Source organism: Bradyrhizobium sp. USDA 4486, from assembly GCF_054057995.1.
In genome coordinates this window covers 2,389,946-2,416,674 of sequence record NZ_JBSRZV010000001.1, presented here as the reverse complement: position 1 = coordinate 2,416,674, position 26,729 = coordinate 2,389,946, and the positions used below count along the sequence as shown (strand labels likewise).

Genomic DNA, 26,729 nt, shown 5'->3' with positions numbered 1-26,729 from the left:
TCCGATGGACAATCTCCAGGAGCTCCTCCACGGCTTCACCATCGCGGTCACCATGCCGCATCTGCTGCTGATGGCGGTCGGCGTGCTTCTCGGCATCCTCGTCGGTGTGCTGCCGGGGCTGGGTGCGCCGAACGGCGTGTCGCTGCTCTTGCCGCTCACCTTCGGCATGCAGCCGGTCTCGGCGATCATCCTGCTCTCCAGCATGTATTGGGGCGCGCTGTTCGGCGGCTCGGTGACCTCGATCCTCTTCAACATCCCCGGCGAGCCGTCCTCAGTCGCGACCACCTTCGACGGTTATCCCATGGCGCGCGATGGCCGGCCGACCACGGCGCTCGCGACCGCCTTTGGCTCGGCCGCCTTCGGCGCGCTGATCGGCGTCATCCTGATCACGTTCCTCGCGTCCTGGGTGGCGCAGGTCGCGCTCGCCTTCGGGCCGCCGGAGTATTTCGCGGTCTATTTCCTGGCCTTCGCCAGCTTCGTCGGCATGGGCGGCGCAGCGCCGATCAAGACCGTGGTGGCGCTCGCCATCGGCTTTGCCATCGCCGCCATCGGCATCGACACCGTCTCCGGCAGCGTCCGTCTCACCATGGGCGTGGACGAGCTGGTCAAGGGCGTGAACTTCGTCGTCGCTGTTATGGGCCTGTTCGGCATCGGCGAGCTCTTGGTTGCCGTCGAGGAGGAGTTTCATGCCCGCGCCGTCTCCTCCAGGATCGATTGGCGCGAGGTGTTCCGCGCGGTCGGAAGGCTGCCGCGGCACGGCGTTGCGCTGCTGCGCAGCGCCGCGATCGGCTGCTGGATGGGGATCACGCCAGGCGGTCCGACCGCAGCCTCCTTCATGAGCTACGGCATTGCCCGTCGCTTCTCACGCCGCGGCCGCTACTTCGGCACCGGCGAGGTCGAAGGCATCATCTCGCCGGAGACAGCCGACCATGCCGCCGGCACCAGCGCGCTGCTGCCGATGCTCTCGCTCGGCATTCCCGGCTCCGCCACCGCGGCGGTGATGATGGGCGGCCTGATGATCTGGGGCCTCAATCCCGGGCCGATGCTGTTCGTGGACCAGAAAGACTTCGTCTGGGGCCTGATCGCCTCGATGTATGTCGGCAACATCGTCGCCGTCGCGCTGGTGCTGCTGACCGTGCCGGTCTTCGCCGCCTTGATGCGGATTCCGTTCGTCGTCATCGCCCCGCTGATCGTCATCATCTGCGTCGTCGGCGCCTATTCGGTGTCGAACTCCTATCTTGACGTGGTCATGATGCTCGGCTTCGGCATCGTCGGCTATCTCTTCAAGAAGCTGTTCTATCCGCTGGCGCCGCTGGTGCTCGCGATCGTCATCGGCGACAAGGCCGAGGATGCGTTCCGGCAGTCGATGCTGATGTCGAAGGGATCGCTCGGCATCTTCTTCGCCAACAAGCTGGTGACCTGCCTGATCGTGGGCGGCATCGCGCTGCTGCTGCTTCCGCTCGCCTTGCAGCTTGCGCGCCTCTTTCGCAAGCCCGCGCCATCCGCCAATGAGACGACGACAGCTCAGGAAAAGGTGATCATATGACCGCAAAGCCGCTCATTGCACTGGCGATGGGAGATCCCGCCGGCATCAGCCCGGAGCTGACCGCGAAGCTCCTAGCGCAGTATGACATCCGCGCGCGCTGCCGCCTGGTCGTGATCGGCGACCGCCGCATCTTCGACGAGGGCGCGCGCGTTGCGGGCGTCACGCCGGAGCTGACGATGGTAGAGCAGGGCGCTGATCTACGTACGGCCAAGGGCAATGCGTTGTTCATCGATCTCCGCCACCTCGCTCCCCAAGAGGTCGAGCCGAAGACCGCGACGCTTGCCGGCGGCAAATTCGCGCTGGCTAATTATCGCCACGCGCTCGAGCTTGGCCGCGATGGCCGGGTCGATGCCGTCTGCTTCACCCCCTTTAACAAGCAGGCGATGCGGCTTGCCCGCGCCGAGTATGACGACGAGATCGCGTTTTCCGCGGAAGTCGTCGGACTCAAGACGCCCGCAAGCGAATTCAACGTGCTCGGTGAACTCTGGAACGCACGCGTCACCTCCCACATTCCGCTGAAGGACGTCGCCGCAAACCTGTCCAGCGAGCGTATCCGCCGCGCGCTGAAGCTCACCGATGCATGCATGCGCAACGCCGGCTTTGCGCGGCCGCGGATCGCGGTCGCCGGGCTCAATCCGCACGCCGGCGACGGTGGCAGTTTTGGCCGCGAGGAGATCGATGTGATTGCGCCTGTGGTCGCGGCCGGGCAGGCGGAGGGCATTGCCGCGGAGGGGCCATTCCCGGCCGACACCGTGTTCCTGCGCGCGAAAGCCGGTGCGTTCGACGCGGTGCTGACGATGTATCACGACCAGGGCCAGATCGCGATGAAGCTGATGGGGTTCGATCGCGGCGTGACCCTGCTCGGCGGCTTCCCATTCCCGATCTGTACGCCTGCGCACGGCACCGCCTACGACATCGCAGGCCAGGGCATCGCATCGATCGGCGCCAGCCGCGCCGCGCTGCTGCTCGCGGCGGAGATGGCGGCGCGCCGCGCCGTCTGATCTGCGCGCATCAAGGGGGCGAGTGCCGACTGCGCTCGCCTTGCGGGGATTAGACTTTCCGGGAAAAACCGGAAACTTCCGCGGTCGCGACGAGTTGACGTGCCATGGACATCTCCGCCTTGGAGCTGGGAACATGGTCGACGACGGCCCGCTACGGACAGCGGTGGAGACCGCATGGTGCGTGTACCGCGCCCGGCATCTCGATGTCGATGCTGCGGATGGCCGTCGCTGTCTCCTCGAGCGTCATCTGCAAGGGAGGCGGGAAGCGCGCGACAGTAACGGCGATGCCCAGGACCTCACGGGGTTCGGGCTGGCCTATCTCGAGCGCCTCTCCGACGACACATGCTAGGCCGCAGTGAGCGCCTTGCATGTCGCACGGCACGCGTAAGAAGACTGGCGTGGACGTTGCTTGCGATGTCCAACCTCCTGTCAGCAGCCATCGTGCTGATCTTTCGCTCAGCGGTATAGCGGGCATCCATGCGCATCGCTCAGCTCGCTCCCCTGGCCGAAAGCGTCCCTCCGAAGCTCTACGGCGGCACCGAGCGGGTGGTGGCCTGGCTGGTGGATGAGCTGACCAGGCTCGGACATGACGTCACGCTGTTTGCCAGCGGCGACTCCCGCACGACCGCCAGACTTCACCCCGTATGGCCCCGTGCGCTGCGTCTTGGCCGCAAGGGGGCGGATCCGAGTGCAGCCTGCGCGATGTTGATGGAAGCGATTGCGACGCGAGCCAGGGATTTTGACGTGATCCACGCCCACATCGACTGGCTGCATTTGCCGTTGCTCAGCCGCCTCGGCGTGCCGTTCCTGACGACCCTGCACGGCCGTCTCGATTTGCCCGGGCTGCCCGACGTCGTTCGGCAGTTCCCGGAGGCAAGCTTCGTGTCCATTTCCGATCATCAGCGTCTGCCGCTTCCGGATGCGAAATGGAGCGGAACGATCCAGCATGGATTGCCATCCGAGGCGTTGTGCCCCTGCTATGAGGAAGGATCCTATCTGGCGTTTCTTGGCCGCCTTACGGCGGACAAGGGTCCGGAGGACGCCATTCGCATTGCGCACGCAGCCCGAATGCCTCTCCGCATCGCCGCAAAGATTCCACGGGCGGAGACCGCATACTTCAGGAAACGCCTCGAGCCCCACGTTGACGGCGAGACGATCCAGCTTGTCGGCGAAGTCGACGACGTGAAGAAGCAGCCCTTCCTCGGCGGAGCCGCGGCTCTCTTGTTTCCGATCGATTGGCCGGAGCCGTTTGGCCTGGTCATGATCGAGGCGATGGCCTGCGGGACCCCGGTGATCGCCTACCGCTCTGGATCGGTCCCTGAGGTCATCGAGCATGGCGTGACTGGCTTCATCGTCGAGAACGAGGAGCAGGCCGTCGAGGCGGTCGGTGAATTGGGCAAGCTGGATCGAAGGACGGTGCGCGCCCGTTTCGAGCAGCGCTTCACCGCGCGCCGGATGGCGCGACAGTACGAAGACCGCTACCGCGAGCTGGTTGCCGCTGCGGGCGGAGAAGTCGATCCGCAACGGTTGGAAATTTGAAAGGAGGCAGCGATGTCGCTGACGAAAACGGGGCAGGTTTGCATCTTTGTTGTCTTCGCGCTGGCAACGTTGCCAGCGTTCGCCGCCGAAATGACCGCGGATGCCGTCAATTCTGCCGAGCCCTCGAAGAAGAGTCTCTCGAACGAGAAGCCGACGCCAGCGGGCGTGCGTCTGCAGGTCCTTCTCGACAGGGCTCATTTCTCGCCCGGCGAGATCGATGGCAGGTTCGGCGAGAACGCGAAGAAGGCGCTGCGGGCCTATGCCGAAGCCCGGCAACTGCCGAGTTCGGACATCCCGACCGAAGAGGTCTGGAAGGCACTGCGGGCGGACGACCGGCCGGTGACGCTGACCTACACCATCACCGAACAGGACGTGGCGGGACCGTTTCTGAACAAGCTGCCGTCGAAGATGGAGGACATGAAAGGCATCCCGAAGCTTGGCTACACCAGTCCGCGCGAAGCGCTGGCCGAGAAGTTCCACATGAGTGAGCGGCTCCTGGCCGCGCTCAACCCCGGGCGCCAATTCGATTGGGCCGGCGATACCATCGTCGTCGTCGACACCGCGAGCGCAGGCGATGAGGCTCCCGCCAAGGCCGACCGGGTCGAGATCGACAAGGTCAGGCAGACCGTCAAGCTGTTCGACAAGTCCAATGCGCTGATCGGGTTCTATCCGGCAACCGTCGGGAGCGAGGAGAAGCCATCGCCTTCAGGTACGCTCAAGGTGACAGAAATCAGCAAAAATCCCTTCTATCGCTACAATCCCGCTTATCGCTTCAAGGGCGTCCATTCCCGCAAGCCCTTTACCATCAGGCCCGGTCCAAACAACCCGGTCGGCACGGTCTGGATCAACCTTTCCGCCGAAGGCTACGGCATTCACGGCACGCCGTCGCCGGACAAGATCTCCAAGGCGGAGTCCCATGGCTGCGTGCGTCTGACCAATTGGGACGCCGAACGCGTTGCGGCGCGTGTCGCCAAAGGGACGCCGGTCGCGTTCGTGGACGATCATTATCCGACCGCTGCCAGGTAGAGCTGCGCATCGAAATAGTTGGATGCGCGGAGGGCATTGGTGTTACCGGCGCCCGTCATGAAGACGTCGCTGACCTGCTGCAACCATTTTGCGACGGTTCCGTTCCCATAGAGGCGCCGCCATTCACGCGCGGAGTTGCGACTTGCGATTGCGCATGCGCGGCAGGCGTGAGGAGAAGGAATGAAGCCGTCAGAAATGCTCTTCTCATGGCTTCCTCTCGCTCAGAACGGATTGACGTAGTTCAGGATGGCGATCTGCCGCAGGATCACGCGGCGGACGACATGGGTCGGCTTGACGCGATCGGTATAGATCGCCGCCGTTCCGGCGCTGCCGGCCGGCAGGCGCCCTGCAAACTCGGCATCGTCGAGCTTCACGCGAACGACGAAAGGCGCGGCCTCGATCGCTTTCGGCATGACGGCGGTTCCCGACGTCTGTGTCTGTCCCGGCGCAATCGCCTGAAGCACGCTCTCGACCTTCCCAGCAAAAATCTGCCCAGGCGCGAATTTGAAGGTCGCCTCGACCTCCTGGTCGGGCGCCACATAACGCGCATCGATCTGGTTGATCTCGACACCGATGATGGTGGACGAGGTATCGATGAAGGCCATCACCGGCGACAGCGGCAAATTGGCGACGCGCGCGCCCTTGCGCAGCGCAAGATTCGTGACGTAGCCGTCGCTAGGCGCCCGGACTACGGTCTTGTCGAGATTCCACTGCGCGGCCTCGAGCTGGCCGGAGAGCTGATCCGCCTCGGACTGCCGCTGCTCGACATCGAAGCCGCTGCCGGCGTCGCGCTCGTAAAGTTGCGTCATCTGGCCGAGCCGGGTCTTGGCGAGCTTGAACTGGGCCTCGATCGCCTTGACCTGGGCGGCGTAGGGCGTCGGATCGATCTTGAACAGCACGTCGCCGGATTTGAGCGGCACATTGGGGCTGACCGGGACATCCGTCACTTCGCCGGCAACATCGGGCACAATGGAGACCGCATTGCGCACGACGAGCGCATTGCCCTGCGGCGCGCCCCATCCCATCGGGATGAAGAGACAGATCAGCACGATCGCCATGACGATGAAGGGCGACGCCTTCCAGAACAGGTTGAAGCGCACGACGCGGAAGTGCACCAGAAGGAACAGCAGCACTAGGTAGGTGTTGAGGATCGCGACGGCCATCACGCATCTCCCGCCTTGCGCGCGGGCACGTCGAGATAGGCCCAGATGAATGCGATCGGCCACAGCGCGAAGCCGAAGAACAGCGTGATCCAGCCGGCGACGGTGACGGCCTGCGCATGCGGATGGTTGCGCGACTTGGCAATGTACCCCGGCAGCCAGCCGGCGATGCAGACGACGCTGATCGCGCTGGCGAGCAGGATCACCAATACGATCCATGCGAAGATGTCGTAGCCGCTCATGACGGCCGCCTCGTCATTGCGAGGCCCCTGTGTTGCTATGCTCAAATGCGAACACTGTCTTCCAGTCCTTGGCCATGTCGACCACGGTCCAACCACGCTGCACCGCTTCATCCCAGGCCTTGTCCAGCTTTCCGATTTTGGACCGCCGGTCGTAGGCATATTCGCGGGCTGAATCGGTGTGATGGACGATGCCGAGGAAGCGCGCGCCGGACCCGGCCGCGGTCCACTGCAGCATTTGCTGGTCGCCGTCCGAATTGCCGAAGGCGAGGATCGGGCGGCGGCCGATGAAGCGGTTGATGCCTGACGGCTTTCCGGGGCCGTCGTCGATGAATTCGACCTTGGGCAGCTTCGTCAGGAGAGGACGTCCGTCGGGGCTAATCTTGAATTGCGTGACGCCGGAGGAGCCGACGACCTGCTCCGGCGGAATGCCATAGGCTTTCTCGGCCCACACCCGCATGAATTCGACGCCGCCGCCGGAGACGATGAAAGTCTTGAAACCGTTCGCGCGCAGATAGGCGAGCAGCTCGACCATCGGCTGATAGATCAGTTCGTTGTAGGCGCGGTCAAAGTGCGGGTGCCTGGCCCGCGCGAGCCAGCCGGCTACCGATACGGCATAGTCATCCGTGTTCATGCCGCTATGTGCGGCGGCGATCAGCCCCAGCAGGCCCTTCTCGCCCTGCGACGCGAGGCCCTCCTTGTCACCCGAGAGGAATGCCTTGAACGGTTGCTGATGCCTCCATTCGGGGTGCTTCGGCGCCATCGCCCTGACGCTGTCGAGGCCGAAGGCAAGCTGGAAATACATCGGCTGCTCGCACCACAGCGTGCCGTCATTGTCGAACACCGCGACGCGCTCGGCGGGCGGCACGAAATCGGTGCCGCCCTGTGTCGTTACGCGCGTGACGAAATCGGTGATGGCCTGCTTCGCCGCACCGTCGTTCCAGGATGGCAACGGATCCGCATGAGCGCGCGCGCCGTCTTCGGGGACTGCTAGCCCGATGATCAGGATAGTGATGAATGCAGTCAGGGTCCGAAGCATTCCGGCCATCTCGTGAAGCTGGGTTCGGTCGAGCCGACCGGCCGTCGCGAATGCTTGATCTTACCGGCTCTGAAGCTGCTGCTGGATGATCCGGTTCAAGTTTGCCCGAACCTTTTCCGTATCGATGCCTTCGGCGAGCGCCTTCTTCTGTTTGATGCCATCCATCATGCCTTCCAGGATGTTGGCCGGATTGAAGCTCGGCGGAAACGAGCGAGGCGGGAACTCCTTGAAAGTCGCCACGAAATCGAACACGTCCTGCATCATGCCGTAGGCGCCACCCACGTGGTTCAGATTCCAGTCCCAGAAGGTGTTGGACGTGATATCGGCTCGCTCGAACGGGTCCTGCATGAGATTGAATATCTTCTGCAGACGCAATGTGGTGAAGGGCTCCGCCCACAGACCCATCGTTCCCTGCATGCGCTGCTCCGAGAACACGTATTTGTAGTCGCCCTGCCGCATGCACACGAGTAGGCCGTCGTCGTCGGAATAGAAGAACTTGCCGCGGGCGCTCTTGGTGCCGTTGTTGTTGGCGGCGGTGCCGCTCACGTTGCGCAGGAATGCCGACTGGTCGTAGCCGTCCAGATGGACTTTGTAATTGATGCCGTTTGCGGTGTAGCCGGCCTTGAGCTTGTTGACGATGTCGGGCTCGCCGGCGATCGCGCACAGCGTCGGGATCCAGTCATTGTGGCTCATCAACTCGTTGCTGACTGTGCCCGGCTTGATGTTGCCGGGCCAGCGCACCAGGCACGGCACGCGGAAGGCGCCTTCCCAGTTGGTGTTTTTCTCCGAGCGGAACCAGGTCATGGCGCCATCCGGCCAGGTGTTCATATGGGGGCCGTTGTCGGTGGAATAGACCACGATGGTGTTGTTCGCGATCCCCATCTCGTCGAGCGCCTTGAGCAGGTTGCCGACGATCTCGTCGTGCTCAATCATGCCATCGATATATTCGCTGTCGCCGTGGGTGTAGCGGCCGCGATGCTCGGAACGTACGTGTGTCCGCAGATGCATGCGCGTCGAGTTGAACCAGGTGAAAAACGGCTTGCCCGCCGCATTCTGCCGCTTCATGAAGTCGATTGCCGCAGCCGAGGTCTCGTCGTCGATGGTTTCCATTCGTTTTTTTGTCAGCGCACCAGTGTCCTCGATGGTCTGCTTGCCGACCTTGCCGAAGCGTGGGTCCTCGGTCGGGTCGTCGCGATCGGTGGCCTTGCAGCGAAGCACGCCGCGCGGCCCAAACTTGGCACGGTAGGCGGGATCCTTGGGATAATCGGGCAGCTCCGGCTCTTCCTCGGCATTGAGGTGGTAGAGGTTGCCGAAGAATTCGTCGAAGCCGTTCACCGTGGGCAGCGATGGGTTGCGGTCGCCGACGTGGTTCTTGCCGAACTGACCGGTAGCATAGCCGAGGTTCTTGAGCAGGCCACCAATCGATGGATCGAGCTGGCTCATACCCATCGGCGCGCCCGGGAAGCCCACTTTGCTGAGCCCGCTTCGGATGATGTGTTGGCCTGTCAGGAACGCCGAGCGGCCGGCGGTACAGGACTGCTCGCCGTAATAATGCTGCAGCTTCAGGCCCTCGCGGGCGATGCGGTCGATGTTGGGGGTCTCGTAACCCATCAGCCCGTTGGAATAGGCGCTGATATTGGCGAGGCCGATATCGTCGCCCCAGATGACCAGGATGTTGGGCTTGCTTCCCGCTGGCGCGCTTGCCGCCGGCGCCGGAGAGGGCGTCGCCTTCTGCGCTTGCGCCAGCGCTTCGGATGTCAGCGTCGCCGCGGCAACGATCGACGAGGTTCCCAACAGGACGTTTCTTCGATTGATCGAATGGTCAGCCCCGGACTGGTTGTTCTTATTCTCCAACTCGCTGCTCATGCGATACTCCCTATGTTGCAGCAGATCCTTCTTGTTCGGGAGGCATCCGAACCACGCAGCGGAAGCCGACATGGCTGGTCGAGGTGTCGATCGGCTCGGCATGCCGCGCCGCAGGGCGATACCGGCGGCAATAGTTCGGCGCGCACAGATGCGAGCCGCCCTTCAGGACTTTGCGCGGAATGCGGATGTTGGATTGACATGGATCAAAGCTGGCATCCTCGCGGCCGCCGCGCGGATTCCTGGGAATGCAGCAGGGCTTTGCGGCCTCGGCGGCGTGCCGTGCCGACCACCAGTCGGAGGTCCACTCCCAGACATTGCCGATCATGTCGTAGAGGCCGTAGCCGTTTGGCGGGAAGGCCATGACCGGCGAGGTACGCTCGTACCCATCCTCGCCGAGATTCTGGACAGGGAAGCTTCCCTGCCAGATATTGGCCATGTGCTTGCCGCTTGGCATCAGCGCGTCGCCCCAGGCGAACTCTTCGGCCTCGAGCCCGCCGCGTGCGGCGAACTCCCACTCGGCTTCCGTCGGCAGGTCCTTGCCGGCCCAGCGGGCATAAGCCGCCGCATCACTGTAGGAGACGTGCACGACGGGATGATCGTCGAGGCCCTTGATGTTGCTGCCGGGACCGTAAGGGTGGCGCCAGTTGGCGCCGCGCATGAAAGACCACCACTGGCTCCAGTCGGTGAGATCGGTAATGCGCGGCAGCGGCGAGAACACCAGTGATCCCGCGTAGAGCATTTCCTTCAGCGCACCGGGATAGTTCTTTGGATCCGGAACGATCTGCGCTTCAGTGACATGGCCTGTCGCGTTGACGAATTGCTTGAACTGCCGGTTGGTGACCGGCGTGCGATCGATCCAGAAGCCGTCGACCGAGACGCGATGGCTCGGCGCCTCCTCGGGATAGTGATGGTCGGATCCCATGCGAAAGGTTCCGCCGGGAATGAAGACCATCTCGCCGGTCTTCGCATCGTCCGGCAACCACTCGCAACGATCGAGGTCTGCCCGCAACATGGTGGAAACTCCGCTGCGCGTAGTCTACCTCACGCTACGGCACAGACTTCGGCAGAGTTCGACGCACGTTGGCCCCATTGTCTGGCCTCCACTTTTGGCGGTCGGGGAAGAAGAAATCGCTGCACTGCGTCAACGTCTCTTTCCTTTCACGCTCAAATATTCCAGCACGCAGCAAAAACCTGCCGCGTGCGCTCTGCCACGCGCAGAGCGCTTCAATCTATATCGCTAAGGTTGCAAACGGTAACGGAAGATTGGCCTGCTGTGATGTGCAGTTTGTGCCACTACGCGGGAGCGTCTGGTGAGACTTAATGACCAATGTCGCAAAGTCCTCCATCTGCAGCACGATTTGGGAATGCCTCACATCAGATTCGGGGATGATTTGCCTCAAAACGCGAACTCTGTTTGTCGCACCCGCCTCGCGTCGTGGTAGTATTTTGCCGCGGCGTGCCGCAGAATTGTCGCGCTTGAGTAACAGAGTACGGCCATGGGGCAATTCCTTCTGGTTGATTCGCGCAAGCTCGACGGTTTCGAGGGACTTCACCAGGCCGTCCACGGCTCGCATGTCGACGTGATGCAGCTCGGACGCGGACGGTTGCACGGAACGTTATCGCATGTCGGTATCGGTGACTTCTCGCTCAGCATCGGCGCCTTCAACGTCGGCATGCGCACGCAGCGCGTCTCCAGCGACGACAAGCTGATCATCGGGATGCTGCTTGCGGCCGAGGAGCGCGTTGTGCACTGGTCGTTCGACATGCAGCTCAACGACGTGCTCGTGATCCCGCCGCTGATCGAGCATGATGGCGTCTTCCACGGCGCCTCCGCTTACGCCGCGATGCGCCTCGACCTCGATGCGGTTGCCTCACTGTTCGGCGGCGAGGCGCGGCTGAACGATCCCGACACCTGGCGCAGCCGCGGCCATTTTCGGGCGGATCCCGAGACCGGTGCGATCGCTTCGCGTCGCCTGATCCGCATCATGTCGCATCTGCGGACGAACAAGGACGGCTTGACGCCCTCGACTGCCGAGTTCTGGAAACGAGCGATCGTCGAATGCATGGCGGCCAACGTCATGTCGTCGCTGCCGCCCGACCACAGCGGCTGGCTGCCTTCGGCGCGACGGCTGATCCGCAGGGTCGAGGACTATCTCGACGAAGCCGGCACGCGCCCGGTGCATGTGTCGGAAATCTGCGCGGCGCTGGGCGTGTCGCGGCGCACCTTGCACCGCGCCTTTCAGGAGGTATTCGGCCTCGGCCCGGTCAGTTTCCTTCGGCACAAGCGGCTCTGCGCCGTTCATTCCATCCTGCGCCAGAGCGCGCCCGGCTCAACCACCGTGGCGGCGGTCGCGATGGAGCAGGGCTTTTACGAGCTCGGCCGGTTCGCCCAATATTACTTTGCAGTGTTTGGGGAGCGCCCGTCGCAGACGCTTGGAATTGCCGCGTTGCGGGCACAGGGAGCCGGCACCGCCAGGGCCTGACGTGTCAACGCCGATCGAGGGCGCGTAAAACACCAATGAAAACAACGGACCCCGCTACTGTGCATGGGGTTGTTTTCGCGGTTTGCCTTGAACCGGTCGGCGTTCGCTCACGCCCCGCAAACGATCACGCCGTACCAACCGAGCCCGCGATAGGTCTCATAGCCCGGCGTTGCGTGGAAGGCGATCAGGGCGCCGCTACGGTCGTGATAGAAGCCGGAGCGCTGGCCGTTCAGCGCGAGCGAGATCCGCTCGCTGAGAATGCCCTGGCCATCGGAGGCGGCGATCACGCGAAGGTTCGAATCGACGAGCAGCACGCGGGCCTTGTCGCTGTCGCCGACGCGCACGCCCCGCACGATCGCACGAGCCTGCGGCTCCCAGTCGAAATGGATGGCGAGCACGCCGATGGGCGCGCCGTGGGCCTCGCCGCCGGCACGCACGCTGGCGCAATAGGTCGCGACCTGGGCATTGCCGAGCAGCGGCTGGTTCTCGACATCGCCGGCGACGTAATCGTCACCGGAGCGAAGGGTGCGCGCCTCGCGAAACCATTTGGTGTGGGCGACGTTCTGGCCGGCGACACGAAAACGGTCGGCACGGCCGTTGGCGATGACGTTGCCGTCGAGGTCGCAGAGCCAGAGGTCGAGATAGACGGTGTAGGCGCCGAGGATGACGCCGAGCCGCTGCGAGGCGTTGGTGACGGCCGCCGGAGCCGGCGAGGCCGCGCAATCGACGACGGCGGAATCGGTCGCCCACCAGCGCACGTCGCAGGTGCGCTCATAGAGGTTGCGGTCGATCAGCTCGACTGCATTGAGCGACAGGTCGACCATGCGCTCGCCGCGTGAGCGCTGGCTCATGCGGTCGATCGAGGAGACGAGATCGCCGGTGCGCTTCGTCAGCTGGGTCTCGAGCTCGCGTGCGATGGTCTCGACCTGCTGGCCGACGCCGCGCACCTCCTGCGCCACCACCGCGAAGCCCGCGCCTTGCGCGCCGGCGCGCGAGCTCTCGATCAGCGCGTTCAGCGCCAGCATCTTCATCTGGTTGGTGATCTGCTGGATCGCCTTGGTCTTGTCGACCGCGATCTGGTTGACCTCCGCGGTCAGGCGGTTGATCAGCGCGGAGATGTCGGAATCGTCGTCAGCGGGTTCGTTGGAAGCGGGCTTGGCTTTGCGACCCAGCGCAGCAGACATCGGGGATCTTCCCTTGGCAATGAGGCCTGATCTGCAATGAACCCGGAACAACAATTCACAGATCGAATACAACTCTTTTTCGGGGATTCCGCCTAACGCCTGCTTAATTTGCTATTCCGCGGATTGCCCAAATGATAGTCACTTCGGCCTGCCCCGCCGGCCATCCACCACTTTGTGCAGCCCGGCCGTTGCAAATCGCCGGGGTTTCCCGGCCAATCCCCAAAAGCCAGTACCGGGCCAGCGTGATCACCCGGAATCAGAGTTCCCCAACCGACAGCCTCGTCATGACGCCGCCTGCCATAGCCTTGCCCGTCGAAGCGCCCCAGGCGTTCCTGGGGGTCGCGCGCTCGCTCACCGACAAGCTCTGGCGCGACCGGCTCGACGCGCGCGGGGCGGCCAAAGCGCTTGCCATCGTGCAGCGGCACCAGTTGCCGGAGCTGCTCGCGCGGGTGCTGGCGGGCCGCGGCGTCGACATCGACGCGGTCCCCGACTTCCTCGACCCGACCATCCGGAAACTCATGCCGGATCCCTTCACAGTGACGGAGATGGAGGCGGCCGCAAAGCGGATCGCGGATGCGGCGGCGAGGGGGGAGAAGGTCGCGATCTTCGGCGACTACGACGTCGATGGCGCGACCTCGGCGGCGCTGCTGGCCTGGCACCTGCGCCATTGCGGGCTCGATCCGCTGATCCACATCCCCGACCGCATTTTTGAGGGCTACGGCCCCAATGTCGAAGCAGTGCGCGCCCTGGCGGCCAAGGGTGCCACGCTGCTCGTCACGGTCGATTGCGGCACCACCAGCATCGAGCCGCTCGCCGAAGCAAAACGCCTCGGCATGTCCGTCGTCGTGATCGACCATCACCAGGCCGGCAACGAACTGCCGGAGGTCGATGCGCTGGTCAATCCGAACCGGCTCGACGATCTCTCAGGGCTTGGTCATCTCGCCGCCGTCGGCCTCGTGCTGGTGACGCTGGTCGCAGTCAATCGCGAGCTGCGCCAGCGCGGCTTCTGGAATGCGGAGATGCCCGAGCCCGATCTATTGGGCATGCTGCATCACGTCGCGCTCGGCACGGTCGCCGACGTCGCGCCGCTGATCGGCCTCAACCGCGCCTTCGTCGCCAAGGGATTGATCGCGATGCGGCGGCGCGACCATGTCGGCCACACCGCGCTGATGGACGTGGCCCGTCTCAACGGCCCGCCGGAAGCCTGGCATCTCGGCTTCATGCTGGGCCCGCGCATCAATGCCGGCGGCCGTATCGGCCGCGCCGATCTCGGCGTGCGGCTTTTGCTGGAAGTTGACAGCATCGAGGCGGCACGGATCGCGGCCGAGCTCGATCGCCTCAACAGCGAGCGCCGCATCATCGAGCAGGCTGCGGAAGCGCAGGCCGAAGCCGAGGCGCTTGCCTCGATCGGGCTGGAGGACAAGCTCGGCGTCATCGTCACGGCCTCCGAGGGATGGCATCCCGGCGTGGTCGGTCTCGTTGCCTCGCGCCTGAAGGAGAAGTTCTCGCGGCCTGCCTTCGCCATCGCGCTCGAGCCTGGGGGCATCGGCACCGGCTCGGGCCGCTCGATCGCGGGCGTCGATCTCGGCAAGGCGGTGCGGCAGGCCGTGAGCGACCGCATCTTGCTGAAGGGCGGCGGCCACGCGATGGCCGCGGGCGTCACGCTACGGAAAGAGAAGCTCGCCGAATTCCGCGCCTATCTCGAGAGCGCGCTGGCGCAGGAGGTCGCCGAAGCGCGTCACGTCAACGAGCTCGATATCGACGGCGCGGTCTCCGCGCGCGCGGTGACGGCGGAGCTGGCGACGACGCTCAACCGCGCCGGGCCATTCGGCAGCGGCAACCCAGAGCCGGTGCTGGCGCTGCCGGGGCATCAGCTTGTTTTTGCCGACGAGGTCGGCCAGGCGCATTTGAGGCTGCGCTTCAAGTCGGGCGACGGTTCGATCGTCAACGGCATCGCATTCCGCGCGGTCGGCCAGAAGCTCGGTAATGCGCTACTCGCCAATCGCGGCCAGCAATTGCATGTCGCGGGCTCGCTGTCGGTCGACCGCTATCAGGGCGCCGAGCGGGTGCAATTCCGCGTTCTCGACGTTGCGCTACCGGACCAGGGGCCGTCCGTGATCAGATAACGCAAGATCCGGACGAGATCATGCGTCAAAAATAGACCGCTCAAACAACAAGAATGGGAGTGAACATGGCGGGGCAGGTTGAGGGCAAGATCGCGCTTGTGACGGGCGGCGCGTCAGGTATCGGCGAGGCCATCGTCGAGCTGTTCGCGCGCGAGGGCGCCACGGTCGTCATCACCGACATCGACGAGCTGCGCGGGCCAGAACTCGCCAGGCGCGTGACAAAAGCCGGCGGCAAGGCGATCTTCCTGGAGCAAGACGTCACCAGCGAGGAGCGCTGGATCGAGATCGTCGCCGAGATCGCAAGGCGCTACGGCCGGCTCGACATCATGGTCTCCAATGCCGGCATCGGCATTGCCGTGCCCTCGATCGTCGACATGACGCTCTCCGACTGGCGTAAGCAAAATGCGATCAACCTCGACGGGGTGTTTCTCTCGGTCAAGCACTGCCTGCCCCTGATGCGCAAGACCGGCGGCGGCTCGATCGTCATGATGTCATCGCTCGCCGGCCTGCGCGGTGCGCCCGGCCTGTCGGCCTATTCGCTGACCAAGGGCGGCGTGCGGCTGTTCGCGAAGTCGATCGCGATGGAGTGCGCCGCCGCTGGCGACGGCATCCGCGTCAACTCGGTGCATCCCGGCATCATCGACACGCCGATCTGGGGCAAGATTCCGACCGGTGCCACTGGCGCCGGCCAGAATGCGCCGATCGATCCGGAGGAACGCGCCAAGATCGCAACTCCGCTTGGCCGCGCCGGCCAGGCGGCGGAGATCGCCTCGGGCGTGCTGTATCTGGCCTCCGACGCCTCACGCTATGTCACCGGCAGCGAGCTCGTGATCGATGGCGGCATGAACGCCGGCGGCGTGCCGCGTCGAGCGTGAGACGCGCAGGGCAGGGTGGCGGTCGCAGGGGCTGACGCGCAGGCGCAGCCCCTGTAGAACGCTGGGAGCTTCCGACCGACAAAGGTGTCTTTCTACATGGCGCACAGCCTTCATTCGTCTTCGTCCGCGCCCGAGCGCGCCCGCTCGAACCGGCCGGATCTCGCCACCGATGCCATCCGCACCGCGCGCGAGGACCTCGCCGCCTGCTTCCGCATGGCCGCACGCAACGGCTTTGAGGAGGGCATCTGCAACCACTTCTCGGCCGTGGTGCCGGGCCATGACGATCTGTTCCTCGTCAACCCCTATGGCTACGCCTTCCGCGAGCTGACCGCGTCAAAACTCTTGATCTGCGACTTCCACGGCAATGTGCTCGACGGCGAGGGCGTGCCGGAGGCGACCGCCTTCTACATCCACGCCGAGATGCACAAGCGCCTGCCGCGCGCCAAGGTCGCCTTCCACACCCACATGCCCTATGCCACGGCGCTGTCGATGACCGAGGGCGATCCCCTGATCTGGGCCGGCCAGACCGCGCTGAAATTCTACGGCCGCACCGCGGTCGACCGCGACTATAACGGCCTCGCGCTCGACAGCCGCGAGGGCGCGCGCATCGCCTCCGCAGTCGGGGAAGCCGACATCGTCTTCATGAAGCATCATGGCGTAATGGTGCTGGCGCCGACCATCGCGGAAGCCTGGGACGATCTCTATTATCTCGAACGCGCCGCCGAGGTGCAGGTGCTGGCGATGTCGACGGGACGCAAGGTGCTGCCAGTCGATCCAGCGATCGCGGCCGAGACCTACCGGCAGATGCGCGAGGGCGATTCCGAATCCGCGCGGCTGCATCTCGCCGCGATCCGGCGGCAGCTGGATGCAGAAGAGCCGCAGTACCGGCACTGAAAGTAGGCTGTCATTCCGGGCTGGCGCCAAGTGGCGCGGCCGGGAACGACGGAGTCAGCTCTACGGCCCCTGCCGCAGCCTTGCGAGCACCTTCAGCCCGCCATATCCATCTGCCGGCGTGATCCCGGCGCGCTGCTGGAAATCCTTGATCGCCTTCATGGTGTCGTTGCCGACGCGGCCGTCGGTGCCACCGGTGTCGAACCCGGCCTTGGTCAGGCGCGTCTGCATCTCCTGCACCTCGGCAAGCGTCAGCGCGCGCTCGGAGCCGGGGAAAGGCTGGATGAAGGGCGGCGCGCCGAGGCAGCGGTCGCCGAGATGGCAGATCGCCAGCGCATAGTTCATCGAGGGATTGTAGCTCTTCACCGAATAGAAGTTCGGTCCGAGCAGGAACGTTGGCCCGCCCGCGACCGGCGTCCACATCTGTGCGGAGGCGTTCGGCTGCGGGAACGGCTGGCCATCAGCGCGGGTGACCCCGGCCGCCTGCCACGCCGCATAGGTGCGGCTGCCACTCATCTCGCCGGACGCGCGCACCTCGTAGCCCCAATGCTCGCCGCGGTGCCATTTGCCGCGGTTGACGAGGTATTTTGCGGTCGAGCCCAGCGCGTCATCCGGCTTGCCGAACGGCGAGACCTTGCCGTCGCCGTCATAGTCGATGCCGACATTGAGCCAGACCTCCGGCATCCATTGCGAATGTCCCATCGCGCCGGCCCATGAGCCGCGCATCTCTTCCGGCGTGCTCCAGCCCTTGTCGACGATGCGCAGCGCGTTGATCAGCTCGGTCTCCCAATAGGCTTTGCGGCGCGGCTCATTCCAGGCGAGCGCGGCGAGGGAGGGAAACACCGGCGTCATGTGGTTCTGCTGCACCAGAGGATCGCCGTAGGCGGATTCGACGCCCCACAGCGCCAGCAGCGTGCCGCGCTCGACGCCGAAGTCGCGCTCGATCCGCGCGAGCAGCGCCTCGTTGTTCTTCAGCGCGATCTTGCCGTTGATGATGCGCCAGTCCGAGACGCGGCGATTGATGTATTGCCAGACCTGCTCGTGGAATTCGGGCTGGTTCCGCATCTGCCTGAACACGCTCATGTCGGGCTCGACTCGTGCCATCGCGCGCTGCCATGTCGCGGCCGAAATGCCCTTGGCCATGGCGCGCGCGCGAAAATTCTCGCGCCATTCGTCGAAGCCCGGAGGCGCCGCAAGCACATGCGCAGGCGATGCAAGCAGGGCGGCTGCACCGAGCGCGGATTTCAGCAGGGTGCGGCGGCTGTGAGGGGACAAGGAATCAGCTTGTTTCATGGGGTCATTCTAGCCGGAAAATGGCGCATGTGAGTCGGTTCCGGGAACGCCGGGAACAGCCCACTCGCCCGGAACAAACTGTCGCGCTGTCGCATTCCCTCCGCACGATCATGATGAGAGAAGGGGAAGTTTGATTGCCGCCGCCATGGTTACTGCGATAGCGGCACGCGTGTTCGCCGATGAACTCGGCGTTCCTGTCGATCGGTTGGTGCCAGCGTAACGTGGGCCCATGAAATCAATCTGTTCACCAAGCATTTGAGGTGGAATGAAGATACGCGCGCATGCGGAAAGCCATGTCGTCGAACTGGACGACGGATCGCGGTGGCAGATTTTCCCCGGCGATCTCGCGACGACGCTGAGCTGGAAGCCCGAGACGGATTTGCACCTGGAGCGATGCCGCGACCGAGTGAGCTCGCATGTGCTGGTGAATGAAGCCGACCAAAGCCGCGTGCGGGTGATCTCGGCGGACGAGACCTGGCCCGACGGTGAGGTTAAGAAAGTGTTGAAGGGCGACTAGACCGTCCTTGCGCGGCCGGGGATACCCCAACTTTGGACTGCCGCTTCACTGTCGGTTCGTTTCCGTCTGCGCAAACTGTGCGTGTGCGGGACTTGTTCAGCATCATCTGCGCCAATCCCTGGCCATTCGCCGGCGGACTGGCGTTCGTGGCCATGATGATCCCCGTCGAGAATTTTGGCCGCGGCATTCAGGGTGATGGCGGCATCGGCGGTGATTTTTCCGATGCCGGCGGATGTGACGACGGCGGCGGGGACGGCGGAGGCGGCGACTAGATCGTGCCCCCGTGATGCTGCGAGCGTTGTGCGGCTAGTCCTCCTGCAGATCCGTTGCAATCCCTGCGAGCCACCGGCGAATGCTTGCCTCGGTCTTGGCATCGAGGCCGCTGGCAAGACGCTTCTCCAGCGCAATCACGCGTTCCCGGCACGCCTTCAGCAGTGTCGCGCCGCGCTGCGTCAGCGTCCATTGCTGGATGCGGCCATGGATGGGATGCGGCGTCATCACAATCGCGCCGTCGCGTTCGAGATTGCGAATGATCACGCCGACCGTCTGCGGCGTCAGGAAGGTGAGGCGGGCGACGTCGGCGCCCGACAGGCCCGGATAGGCGTTGAGCATGGTCAGCACCGCGAATTGGGGCGACGTCACGCCGAGATCCGCCAGCGTCCGCTCCATCGTCAGGCGAACCGCGGCGTGAGCCTGGCGCAGGAGATAGCCGAGATAACCCTGCTCGCCGCGTTTGCCCTCGCCGGGGCCCGGCACCCCTACGGCATCGTCGTCGGCAGACGTGGCGGTCTTGCGCGCCGTTTTCGATCTTGTGATGGCGGTAGCCTTGCGTGACATATAAGAGCTCTTATAAGATACAAGTACTCTTATAATAGCATGGGATGAACGGCGATGTCACACGCCCGCAGTGAATACGAGGATTTCAAGCGGATCGCGCCCGATGCGTATGATCTGGTGCTCGCTTTGGGCCAGGTGGCGGCCAAGGCCGGCCTCGACAAGGAGCTGCTCGAGCTCGTCAAGCTGCGCGCCTCGCAGGTCAATGGCTGTGCCTTTTGCGTACAGCATCACGTCTTGTTGTCGGAGCGGATCGGCGTGCCCGCCGACAAGCTCCATCTGGTCGCGGTCTGGCGCGAGGCGCCGATCTTTTCCGCGCGTGAGCGCGCGGCGCTCGCCTGGGCAGAGGCGTTGACCTTGCTGCCGGACGGTGTCAGCGAAGACGTCTATGCGGAGGCGAGCCGCGAATTCTCCGAGACGGAGTTGACGTACCTGACCTCGGCGGTCGCCTCGATCAACGTCTGGAACCGTTTTGGCGCAGCATATTCGCTGGACGCCGGCGAAGCGGCCGGTCGTGGCGCATGCTGCAGCATCCTGATCGCAACGAGGGGAGATTGCCATGACAGCAATGAGTTTGATCGCGACGCCGCGCCCGGTGCCATCGCGCGCGACGGCTCTGGCAGTCGTTGGCGGACTTGCCTGCGCGCTCGCGATCGGCAAGGCCCTGCCGCTGACGATGGACACTGTTTCCGGCGCATTGGCGCCGCTCTGCGCCACCGCCGCGGGGAGTTCGCCGCTCGACAAGGTCGAGCCGATCGGCTCTTACGCGCTGCCCAATGTGCCGGGCAAGCGGGTGACCATCGTGCGCGTGATCTACGGCCCCGGCGGTTTCTCGCGGCCGCATCGCCATGCGGGATCCGTCACCGCCTACATCACCAAGGGAGAGATCCGCTCCCAGCTCGGTGGCGGCCCGGTCGAGACGTTCGGCGTCGGTCAGTCCTTCTTCGAGCCGCCGGGCTCCACCCACTTGGTCTCGGCCAATGCCAGCGCCACCGAGCCGGCGGAATTGATCGCGGTGTTCGTTGCGGACGAGGGCGCGCAGCTGACGACATATCTGGAGTGATCGGTAAAGACGCGGCCGCTCAATTCTCCTCGCCGGTCGCGCCTTCGCGTAGGTCCGGCTTGACCACGTCGTCCGGCAAGGCATGCGCGACCGGCTGCGGCGTGCCCGCGATCTCCGGGCCGACCTCGCGGCCGCGGCCGCGGATTAGGCGTTCATAGGCGGACACAAGCGTGACGTAAGGGCTGACCCAGATCCAGCCGTCGCGGGTGAACACCTGCACGTCGAAATGCAGATGCATCGAGGTGCCGGCGGGATGGTCGAGATAGTTCGAGACCACGCCGATCTTCTCGCCTTCGGTGACGTTGCGCCCATTGAGCATGCCGTCCGCTGTCAGCACCTGCGGGTTCATGTGCATGTAGCGGAAGCGGATATGCTCGGTCCGGCTGTTGACCTCGAGCGTTACGGCCTGGTCCTTGGCGCCGCGGATCACGATGGCGTCGCGAACCGCGACGACGCCGCGCTGCTTGGGATCGCAGGGCGCGCCGCCTTCGCCGGGCGCCGGGCAGGCGGCCGCGCGGATGTCCTCGCCCTGATGGCCGTAACCGCCGGCGCATTGCCAGACCTCGAAACTTCGGGACTCGCAGAAATTGTCACGCCAGGGATAAGCGGTTGCACCGTCGTTCTTGTCGCGCTTGGCGTAGGACTGCGAGCGCACGAAGGCGGGCGCCTTCTCCAGCGGAAAACGGATCTGCGCATAGGCCATCGCGTCGGGATGACCACCTCTGTTGCGATAGCTGGTGTTCGGGATGATTTCGCCGCTCGGCCGATAGCTGAAGTCCGCCGAGCGCGCCGCGGGGCGATCGATGACGCCAGAGGCCATGTCCGCCAGCGGCCGCATGCGCTGGCCGCCGGCGACGCGCAGCGCCTTCAGGAAGCGCTCGGCGACGGGATAGGCTTCCTTGCAGGCGAGCCGCCGCGGCTTTGGGGACGCTGTCGAGGCACTGGATCGACACCACATAGGCGACCCCGAAGCGCGTGAAGGCGTAACGCACGTAACCTTCCCGGATGAACCTGCGCAGGTCGGGATAGGTTGCCGCGAGCGGCTTGACCGGCTCGCCCTTGCCGCCTGATGGATCGGCGATGTCGTAGATCAGGGCCGAGCCCGTGATCTGCACCTCGACGGGCCTCGCGAACACGCGGCTCGGCATGCCGTCGCCAGCGCCGGGCTCGAGCGAGAACGTGGCGCTGTAACCGGCCGGGCCGGCATCGAACAGATCGACGGGATTGAAATCAGCCTGGAAGCGCGACGGCGACAGGCTCGCAGGTGCGCCGCTTCGCTGCGCCTCGAGGTAAGCCGCTGTATCGAACGGCAGCAGCACGGGCACGGAGCTGCGAGCGATGCCGGTGAAGAACTGCGAAGAGACTGCGTTAAGCTGCACCAGTGCCGGCATCGCGCGGCGATCGTAGCGCGGCACCGAGCGACGCGGCGCAAAAATGAAGTCGCCCGCGATCTGCGGGCGACTGCCGATCTCGGTGCGGAACTGGTCGAGCGCTGCGCGCCAGTCGACGCGCAGGGCCGTGAGCGAGGGGCTGCGGAATTCGTCCGCCGCGAGCGGCGGGGTGATGAGGAGCGAAAGCGGCGCCAGAAGAAGCGAGACGACGCCGAAGCTCTTCCTACCCACTGCCTCGCCCCCCGGCGGTACCCGTTCCGATCCCCGGCCTGTCGCTTAGTCCTTGGCGCGCTCTGCGTAAGAGCCGTCCTCGGTCATGACCACGACGCGGGTGCCGACCGTGATGTGCGGCGGCACGGTGGTCCGCACGCCGTTGGAGAGCACCGCCGGCTTGTACGACGACGAGGCGGTCTGGCCCTTGGTCACGGGCTCGGTCTCGACCACTTCCAGCGTCACGCGCTGCGGCAGCGCGATCGACACCGGGTTGGTGTCGTGCATCGACAGCTTGACGGTCATGCTCTCCTGAAGATACGCGGCGGCATCGCCGACGACGTCCTTCGGCACCTGGACCTGGTCGTAGGTTTCCGGGTTCATGAAATGGAAGCCGTCGCCGTCTTCATAGAGGTAGGTGTAGTTCCGCTCCTCGATGGTGGCCTTTTCGACCTGGTCGGTGGTCTTGTACCGTTCGGAGATCTTTACCCCATCCGAGATTCGGCGCATTTCGATCTGGCTGACCGGGGTGCCCTTGCCAGGATGGATGTTCTCGGCGCTCACGACGACATAAAGCTTGCCGTCTTGCTCGATCACGTTGCCCTTGCGAATAGAACTGGCGATGACTCTCAAAGCTGTATTTCCTGCTTGCTTGGCCCGGCATCGGCCAGGACGTGGTCAAATCGATGGGGGAGTTGGGGCCTCAAATCGGACCTCGGCGCCCGTTTCGGGCCGCAACATACTGATTTTGCCGTTCGATGCCAGCCTTTTGCTCACGGCCAAGGCGGACGGCTGATGGCTGGGGACAAGCCGATTTCGCCGTTTTGGTCGCCCGAGCGGCATCTCGACCGTCGGCCGTTCCTCCAGGCGCGGGGAGCCATTACCGGCGCAATACGGGGCTTTTTCGCCGAGCAAGGCTTCGTGGAGGTCGAAACCTCCGTCCTCCAGGTTTCTCCGGGCAACGAGACCCATCTGCATGCGCCCCGGACCGAGATCATGCGTCCCGACGGCAGCCGGGCGCCTCGATACTTGCGAACCTCACCGGAATTTGCCTGCAAGAAGCTCCTGGCGGCCGGGGAGCCCCGAATCTTCGAGCTCGCCCGGGTATTCCGCGACCGCGAGCGCGGCGATCTGCATTTACCCGAATTCACCATGCTGGAATGGTACCGGGCCAGTGCCCCCTATGACGCCATTATGGCCGACACCGTGGTCGTTATCGCCCGCGCGGCGCAGGCGACCGGGATCGAGGCCTTCTCGTTCCGTGGCCGGACCGCCGACCCCTTCGCCGAGCCGGAGCTTCTGACGGTTGCGGGCGCTTTCGAGCACTTCGCCGGCATCGACCTGCTGTCGACAATCTCAGGCGCCGAAGGTAACCGTGCCGCGCTCGCACAGGCGGCGGCCGGCAAGGTCCGTGTCGCCGAGGATGACACCTGGTCGGACATCTTCAGCAAGGTCCTGGTCGAGCATGTCGAGCCGCATCTGGGGCAGGGACGTTTAACCGTCCTGTTCGAATACCCATCTCCAGAGGCGGCGCTGGCGCGGGTGAAAGCTAGCGATCCCAGGGTCGCGGAACGCTTTGAGGTCTATGGCTGCGGCGTCGAGCTCGCCAACGGCTTTGGCGAACTGACCGACGCCGAGGAGCAGCGCAAGCGCTTCACGGAATCAATGGCGGAGAAGCAGCGCCGCTATGGAGAGGCCTATCCGCTGGATGAGGAGTTTCTGGCCGCGGTTGCCGCAATGCCGGAGGCGAGTGGGGTCGCTCTCGGCTTCGACCGGCTGGTGATGCTGGCGAGCGGCGCAACACGGATTGATCAGGTGGTGTGGACGCCGCCTGCAGAAGAAGCGTTAAGCGAGAGATGACGAAGACCAATCTTGCACGTACCTTGCGCGAGCCGGCCGAGCTCGTGGCCGAAGGCCTCGCACCCGCCGCGGCGCTGCGAGCGCTCGAGCGCGTTGCCGCGCGCTATGCGATCGCGATCACGCCGGCGCTGGTCGAGCTGATCGATCCAGCCGATCCCGACGATCCCATTGCGCGGCAGTTCGTTCCGACCGCCGCAGAGCTCGAGATGCAGCCGGGCGAGAACGCCGATCCGATCGGCGATCACCCGCACTCGCCAGTTCCGGGCATCGTGCATCGCTATCCCGACCGCGTGCTGTTCAAGCTCGTCCACGTCTGCGCGGTCTATTGCCGCTTCTGCTTCCGCCGCGAGATGGTCGGCCCCGGCAAGGAGAACGCGCTGTCGGACAGCGCCTACCGCGCGGCAATCGACTACATCCGTTCGCACAGCGAGATCTGGGAAGTGATCCTGACCGGCGGCGACCCCTTGATGCTGTCGCCGCGCCGGATGAGCGAGATCATGGCCGATCTTGCCGCGATCGATCACGTCAAGATCATCCGCCTCCACACCCGCGTGCCCGTGGCCGATCCCGCACGCATCAGCGAGGAGATGGTCGCAGCGCTGAAGGTTCCGGGCGCGACCACCTGGGTTGCGCTGCATGCCAACCATGCGCGCGAGCTTACGGAAGACGCCCGCGCCGCTTGCGCGCGCTTCGTCGATGCCGGCATTCCCATGGTCAGCCAGTCCGTGCTTTTGCGCGGCGTCAACGACAACGTCGCCGCTTTGTCCGATTTGATGCGAGCGTTCGTCGAATGCCGGATCAAGCCGTATTATCTGCATCACGGCGATCTCGCGCCGGGCACCGTGCATTTGCGAACGACGCTGGCCGAGGGGCAGGCTTTGATGCGGCAGTTGCGCGGGCGGGTGTCAGGGCTGTGTCAGCCCGACTATGTCATCGATATTCCCGGCGGCGCGGGCAAGTCTCCGGTCGGACCGAATTACGTGTTGCCGGCACAAAATACCGCACCCGATGCGGGTGATGCGCGAGCCGAAACGCGCTATCGTATCGTGGATTATTGTGGCGACGTTCATCTCTATCCGCCCGAAACCTGAGCAGGTGAGATGCGAGCCGCGCGGGACTTTAGGATTGGAGGCGGAAATGAGAAAAATCGTCGTGGCAATGTCACTCCTGGTGGCGTTCGGCAGCGCAGGCTTTGCGCAGACCGGGAGCAAGGGCACCGGAACGTCGGGACAATCGGCAGGCTCTGGCGTGCTGCCCGCGCCGGTCGGTCACAGGCAGCCGCGCGCGAGCGACGTGCCGAACGAGAAGAATCTGAGCGATCCGAACAATCCCGTGAACAAGGAAGACGCGGCGCTCGACAAGAAGATCAAGAGCATCTGCCGCGGCTGCTGATTGCTTTCACCTCTCCCCATCGGGGAGAGGTGAAAGGGCGAACCAATCTAGCCTCGATTCTCAGGCCGTCCTTTCGTGCAGGCCCGCGCGCTGGGTGTTGCGGCGGATTTCGACCGCGTCGGCGAGCTGCTCGAGCACGGTTGCCGTGGTTGCCCAGTCGATGCAGCCGTCGGTGATGCTCTGGCCGTAGGTGAGCGGCTTCCCCGGCACCACGTCCTGACGCCCGGCGACGAGATTGCTCTCGATCATCACGCCCATGATGCGGTTTTCGCCGCCGGAAATCTGAGCGGCAATGTCGGCCATCACCAGCGGCTGGTTCTCCGGCTTCTTGCTCGAATTGGCGTGGCTCGCATCCACCATCACCAGCGGCGCGACGCCGGATTTCGCCAGTTCGTTGCAGGCCGCCGCGACGCTTGCGGCGTCGTAGTTCGGCTTAGCTCCGCCGCGCAGGATGACGTGGCAGTCCTCGTTACCCGCGGTCGAGGCGATCGCCGAGCGGCCGAGCTTCGTCACCGCCATGAAATGATGCGGATGCGAGGCCGACTTCACCGCGTCCGCCGCGATCCGCACATTGCCGTCGGTGCCGTTCTTGAAGCCGACCGGGCAGGACAGCCCCGACGCCAACTCGCGATGGATCTGGCTCTCGGTCGTACGCGCGCCGATCGCGGCCCAGGACACGAGATCGGCGATGTATTGCGGCGTGGTCATGTCGAGGAATTCGGCGCCGGCCGGCAGGCCGAGATTGTTCACGGCCGACAGCACGTTGCGCGCCAGGCGCAGGCCCTTGTTGATGTCGAAGCTGCCGTCGAGATCGGGATCGTTAATCAGGCCCTTCCAGCCGACGGTTGTGCGCGGCTTCTCGAAATAGACCCGCATCACGATCTCGAGCTGGTCGGCAAGGTCCTCACGCAGCTTGGCCAGGCGCTCGGCGTAGTCGAGCGCGGCCTTGGGGTCATGGACGGAGCAGGGGCCAACCACGACCAGCAGGCGGTCGTCTTGGCCGGTGAGGATGGCATGGATGGCGTTGCGCGCCGCCATCACCACACGCGTTGCGGTGAGCGTGCGCGGAACTTCTCGCATCACCTCTTCCGGCGTGCTCAGCTCTTTCAGTTCACGGATACGAAGATCGTCGGTCGTGCTCAGCACGGCGGGCTCCTGTCTGTTTTAGAACCTGCCGGCCAACAAAAAAGCCGC

At 64.7% G+C, this 26,729-nt stretch carries 25 protein-coding genes and 2 pseudogenes; 16 read left to right on the top strand and 11 right to left on the bottom strand.

From position 1 onward, the window contains the following. Positions 1-4 precede the first annotated feature (4 nt). From ACVWY3_RS11890 to ACVWY3_RS11870, 5 genes are all read left to right on the top strand, one after another. A complete protein-coding gene (locus tag ACVWY3_RS11890) occupies positions 5-1,546 on the top strand; it encodes a tripartite tricarboxylate transporter permease (RefSeq protein ID WP_456838607.1) in 1,542 nt (513 codons plus the stop codon). Further along, positions 1,543-2,547 (top strand): 4-hydroxythreonine-4-phosphate dehydrogenase PdxA, encoded by a 1,005-nt coding sequence (locus ACVWY3_RS11885; protein WP_456838606.1) that lies wholly within the window; start codon positions 1,543-1,545, stop codon positions 2,545-2,547. Before ACVWY3_RS11890 ends, ACVWY3_RS11885 begins: the two co-directional genes overlap by 4 nt. A 133-nt stretch (positions 2,548-2,680) precedes the next feature. Next, on the top strand, positions 2,681-2,896 hold the full coding sequence (locus ACVWY3_RS11880; protein ID WP_456838605.1) for a hypothetical protein: 216 nt from the start codon (positions 2,681-2,683) through the stop codon (positions 2,894-2,896). 128 nt (positions 2,897-3,024) lie between these two features. Beyond that, the gene (locus ACVWY3_RS11875) at positions 3,025-4,086 is read left to right on the top strand and encodes a glycosyltransferase family 4 protein (RefSeq protein ID WP_456838604.1); all 1,062 of its coding nucleotides are present in this window, start codon (positions 3,025-3,027) and stop codon (positions 4,084-4,086) included. Between the two features lie 12 nt (positions 4,087-4,098). Then, entirely contained in the window at positions 4,099-5,112 is a 1,014-nt protein-coding gene (locus tag ACVWY3_RS11870) for a L,D-transpeptidase family protein (RefSeq protein ID WP_456838603.1), read from the top strand. A gap of 221 nt (positions 5,113-5,333) precedes the next feature. Here the strand turns inward: ACVWY3_RS11870 and ACVWY3_RS11865 are convergent, their stop codons facing one another. The 5 genes from ACVWY3_RS11865 to ACVWY3_RS11845 are packed head-to-tail and all read right to left on the bottom strand — an operon-like array spanning position 5,334 to position 10,428. Next, positions 5,334-6,275 carry an HlyD family secretion protein gene (locus ACVWY3_RS11865; protein ID WP_456838602.1) on the bottom strand — a complete coding sequence of 314 codons (942 nt, stop codon included), beginning with the start codon at positions 6,273-6,275 and terminating at the stop codon, positions 5,334-5,336. Beyond that, positions 6,275-6,514: a DUF3302 domain-containing protein gene (locus ACVWY3_RS11860; RefSeq protein WP_456838601.1), complete on the bottom strand. Its 240-nt coding sequence runs from the start codon at positions 6,512-6,514 to the stop codon at positions 6,275-6,277. The genes ACVWY3_RS11865 and ACVWY3_RS11860 overlap by 1 nt, the downstream gene beginning before the upstream one ends. A 13-nt stretch (positions 6,515-6,527) precedes the next feature. Continuing rightward, positions 6,528-7,559, bottom strand: a complete 1,032-nt coding sequence (locus ACVWY3_RS11855) for an HAD family hydrolase (RefSeq protein WP_456838600.1) — start codon at positions 7,557-7,559, stop codon at positions 6,528-6,530. Between the two features lie 51 nt (positions 7,560-7,610). Further along, entirely contained in the window at positions 7,611-9,416 is a 1,806-nt protein-coding gene (locus ACVWY3_RS11850; protein ID WP_456838599.1) for an arylsulfatase, read from the bottom strand. 10 nt (positions 9,417-9,426) lie between these two features. Next, complete coding sequence (locus ACVWY3_RS11845; RefSeq protein ID WP_456838598.1) at positions 9,427-10,428, bottom strand: formylglycine-generating enzyme family protein; 1,002 nt, start codon at positions 10,426-10,428, stop codon at positions 9,427-9,429. A 484-nt stretch (positions 10,429-10,912) separates the two neighbouring features. Between ACVWY3_RS11845 and ACVWY3_RS11840 the strand changes: the two genes are divergently transcribed. Beyond that, entirely contained in the window at positions 10,913-11,899 is a 987-nt protein-coding gene (locus ACVWY3_RS11840) for a helix-turn-helix domain-containing protein (protein ID WP_456838597.1), read from the top strand. Between the two features lie 107 nt (positions 11,900-12,006). On the opposite strand, the gene ACVWY3_RS11835 is transcribed toward ACVWY3_RS11840, so the two are convergent. Next, entirely contained in the window at positions 12,007-13,083 is a 1,077-nt protein-coding gene (locus ACVWY3_RS11835) for a methyl-accepting chemotaxis protein (protein WP_456838596.1), read from the bottom strand. Positions 13,084-13,367: 284 nt separating this feature from the next. On the opposite strand from ACVWY3_RS11835, the gene recJ reads away from it, so the two are divergent. The 3 genes from recJ (at position 13,368) to ACVWY3_RS11820 (ending at position 16,978) form a co-directional block, all read left to right on the top strand. Next, entirely contained in the window at positions 13,368-15,209 is a 1,842-nt protein-coding gene (gene recJ / locus ACVWY3_RS11830) for a single-stranded-DNA-specific exonuclease RecJ (RefSeq protein ID WP_456838595.1), read from the top strand. 65 nt (positions 15,210-15,274) lie between these two features. Further along, a complete protein-coding gene (locus tag ACVWY3_RS11825; protein WP_456838594.1) occupies positions 15,275-16,084 on the top strand; it encodes an SDR family NAD(P)-dependent oxidoreductase in 810 nt (269 codons plus the stop codon). Between the two features lie 96 nt (positions 16,085-16,180). Next, a complete protein-coding gene (locus tag ACVWY3_RS11820) occupies positions 16,181-16,978 on the top strand; it encodes an aldolase (RefSeq protein ID WP_456838593.1) in 798 nt (265 codons plus the stop codon). Positions 16,979-17,038: 60 nt separating this feature from the next. On the opposite strand, the gene ACVWY3_RS11815 is transcribed toward ACVWY3_RS11820, so the two are convergent. Next, positions 17,039-18,268, bottom strand: coding sequence for a lytic murein transglycosylase (locus tag ACVWY3_RS11815; protein WP_456838592.1), 1,230 nt, complete (start codon positions 18,266-18,268; stop codon positions 17,039-17,041). Positions 18,269-18,533: 265 nt separating this feature from the next. Here ACVWY3_RS11815 and ACVWY3_RS11810 point away from each other — a divergent pair, with 265 nt between their 5' ends. Beyond that, positions 18,534-18,785, top strand: a complete 252-nt coding sequence (locus ACVWY3_RS11810; protein ID WP_456838591.1) for a hypothetical protein — start codon at positions 18,534-18,536, stop codon at positions 18,783-18,785. A gap of 83 nt (positions 18,786-18,868) precedes the next feature. Continuing rightward, positions 18,869-19,057 (top strand): hypothetical protein, encoded by a 189-nt coding sequence (locus ACVWY3_RS11805; protein WP_456838590.1) that lies wholly within the window; start codon positions 18,869-18,871, stop codon positions 19,055-19,057. A 34-nt stretch (positions 19,058-19,091) separates the two neighbouring features. On the opposite strand, the gene ACVWY3_RS11800 is transcribed toward ACVWY3_RS11805, so the two are convergent. After that, positions 19,092-19,622 carry a MarR family winged helix-turn-helix transcriptional regulator gene (locus ACVWY3_RS11800; RefSeq protein WP_456838589.1) on the bottom strand — a complete coding sequence of 177 codons (531 nt, stop codon included), beginning with the start codon at positions 19,620-19,622 and terminating at the stop codon, positions 19,092-19,094. A 54-nt stretch (positions 19,623-19,676) separates the two neighbouring features. Between ACVWY3_RS11800 and ACVWY3_RS11795 the strand changes: the two are divergent. Beyond that, positions 19,677-20,157 (top strand): annotated as a pseudogene (locus ACVWY3_RS11795) (carboxymuconolactone decarboxylase family protein). A 21-nt stretch (positions 20,158-20,178) separates the two neighbouring features. Next, positions 20,179-20,682 (top strand): cupin domain-containing protein, encoded by a 504-nt coding sequence (locus tag ACVWY3_RS11790; protein ID WP_456838588.1) that lies wholly within the window; start codon positions 20,179-20,181, stop codon positions 20,680-20,682. A 19-nt stretch (positions 20,683-20,701) separates the two neighbouring features. Here the strand turns inward: ACVWY3_RS11790 and ACVWY3_RS11785 are convergent. Continuing rightward, positions 20,702-22,304 (bottom strand): annotated as a pseudogene (locus ACVWY3_RS11785) (M23 family peptidase). A 45-nt stretch (positions 22,305-22,349) separates the two neighbouring features. Beyond that, positions 22,350-22,916, bottom strand: a complete 567-nt coding sequence (gene efp, locus ACVWY3_RS11780) for an elongation factor P (protein WP_456838587.1) — start codon at positions 22,914-22,916, stop codon at positions 22,350-22,352. Positions 22,917-23,078: 162 nt separating this feature from the next. Between efp and epmA the strand changes: the two genes are divergently transcribed. Genes epmA through ACVWY3_RS11765 form a run of 3 tightly spaced genes read left to right on the top strand, consistent with a single transcriptional unit; the run spans position 23,079 to position 25,535 of the window. Further along, entirely contained in the window at positions 23,079-24,143 is a 1,065-nt protein-coding gene (gene epmA / locus ACVWY3_RS11775; protein ID WP_456838586.1) for an EF-P lysine aminoacylase EpmA, read from the top strand. Further along, the gene (locus ACVWY3_RS11770) at positions 24,140-25,234 is read left to right on the top strand and encodes a lysine-2,3-aminomutase-like protein (protein WP_456838585.1); all 1,095 of its coding nucleotides are present in this window, start codon (positions 24,140-24,142) and stop codon (positions 25,232-25,234) included. The genes epmA and ACVWY3_RS11770 overlap by 4 nt, the downstream gene beginning before the upstream one ends. A 46-nt stretch (positions 25,235-25,280) precedes the next feature. Then, positions 25,281-25,535, top strand: coding sequence for a hypothetical protein (locus tag ACVWY3_RS11765; RefSeq protein ID WP_456838584.1), 255 nt, complete (start codon positions 25,281-25,283; stop codon positions 25,533-25,535). 60 nt (positions 25,536-25,595) lie between these two features. On the opposite strand, the gene ACVWY3_RS11760 is transcribed toward ACVWY3_RS11765, so the two are convergent. Further along, positions 25,596-26,681, bottom strand: coding sequence for a 3-deoxy-7-phosphoheptulonate synthase (locus tag ACVWY3_RS11760; protein ID WP_456838583.1), 1,086 nt, complete (start codon positions 26,679-26,681; stop codon positions 25,596-25,598). Positions 26,682-26,729: the final 48 nt, after the last annotated feature.

Excerpts from the sequence above, each read along its gene's own strand:
- ACVWY3_RS11890 (WP_456838607.1), top strand. The coding sequence starts at position 5 with ATGGACAATCTCCAGGAGCTCCTCCACGGCTTCACCATCGCGGTCACC.
- ACVWY3_RS11885 (WP_456838606.1), top strand. The coding sequence starts at position 1,543 with ATGACCGCAAAGCCGCTCATTGCACTGGCGATGGGAGATCCCGCCGGC.
- ACVWY3_RS11880 (WP_456838605.1), top strand. The coding sequence starts at position 2,681 with ATGGTCGACGACGGCCCGCTACGGACAGCGGTGGAGACCGCATGGTGC.
- ACVWY3_RS11875 (WP_456838604.1), top strand. The coding sequence starts at position 3,025 with ATGCGCATCGCTCAGCTCGCTCCCCTGGCCGAAAGCGTCCCTCCGAAG.
- ACVWY3_RS11870 (WP_456838603.1), top strand. The coding sequence starts at position 4,099 with ATGTCGCTGACGAAAACGGGGCAGGTTTGCATCTTTGTTGTCTTCGCG.
- ACVWY3_RS11865 (WP_456838602.1), bottom strand. The coding sequence starts at position 6,275 with ATGGCCGTCGCGATCCTCAACACCTACCTAGTGCTGCTGTTCCTTCTG.
- ACVWY3_RS11860 (WP_456838601.1), bottom strand. The coding sequence starts at position 6,514 with ATGAGCGGCTACGACATCTTCGCATGGATCGTATTGGTGATCCTGCTC.
- ACVWY3_RS11855 (WP_456838600.1), bottom strand. The coding sequence starts at position 7,559 with ATGGCCGGAATGCTTCGGACCCTGACTGCATTCATCACTATCCTGATC.
- ACVWY3_RS11850 (WP_456838599.1), bottom strand. The coding sequence starts at position 9,416 with ATGAGCAGCGAGTTGGAGAATAAGAACAACCAGTCCGGGGCTGACCAT.
- ACVWY3_RS11845 (WP_456838598.1), bottom strand. The coding sequence starts at position 10,428 with ATGTTGCGGGCAGACCTCGATCGTTGCGAGTGGTTGCCGGACGATGCG.
- ACVWY3_RS11840 (WP_456838597.1), top strand. The coding sequence starts at position 10,913 with ATGGGGCAATTCCTTCTGGTTGATTCGCGCAAGCTCGACGGTTTCGAG.
- ACVWY3_RS11835 (WP_456838596.1), bottom strand. The coding sequence starts at position 13,083 with ATGTCTGCTGCGCTGGGTCGCAAAGCCAAGCCCGCTTCCAACGAACCC.
- recJ (WP_456838595.1), top strand. The coding sequence starts at position 13,368 with ATGACGCCGCCTGCCATAGCCTTGCCCGTCGAAGCGCCCCAGGCGTTC.
- ACVWY3_RS11825 (WP_456838594.1), top strand. The coding sequence starts at position 15,275 with ATGGCGGGGCAGGTTGAGGGCAAGATCGCGCTTGTGACGGGCGGCGCG.
- ACVWY3_RS11820 (WP_456838593.1), top strand. The coding sequence starts at position 16,181 with ATGGCGCACAGCCTTCATTCGTCTTCGTCCGCGCCCGAGCGCGCCCGC.
- ACVWY3_RS11815 (WP_456838592.1), bottom strand. The coding sequence starts at position 18,268 with ATGAAACAAGCTGATTCCTTGTCCCCTCACAGCCGCCGCACCCTGCTG.
- ACVWY3_RS11810 (WP_456838591.1), top strand. The coding sequence starts at position 18,534 with ATGAAGATACGCGCGCATGCGGAAAGCCATGTCGTCGAACTGGACGAC.
- ACVWY3_RS11800 (WP_456838589.1), bottom strand. The coding sequence starts at position 19,622 with ATGTCACGCAAGGCTACCGCCATCACAAGATCGAAAACGGCGCGCAAG.
- ACVWY3_RS11790 (WP_456838588.1), top strand. The coding sequence starts at position 20,179 with ATGACAGCAATGAGTTTGATCGCGACGCCGCGCCCGGTGCCATCGCGC.
- epmA (WP_456838586.1), top strand. The coding sequence starts at position 23,079 with ATGGCTGGGGACAAGCCGATTTCGCCGTTTTGGTCGCCCGAGCGGCAT.
- ACVWY3_RS11770 (WP_456838585.1), top strand. The coding sequence starts at position 24,140 with ATGACGAAGACCAATCTTGCACGTACCTTGCGCGAGCCGGCCGAGCTC.
- ACVWY3_RS11765 (WP_456838584.1), top strand. The coding sequence starts at position 25,281 with ATGAGAAAAATCGTCGTGGCAATGTCACTCCTGGTGGCGTTCGGCAGC.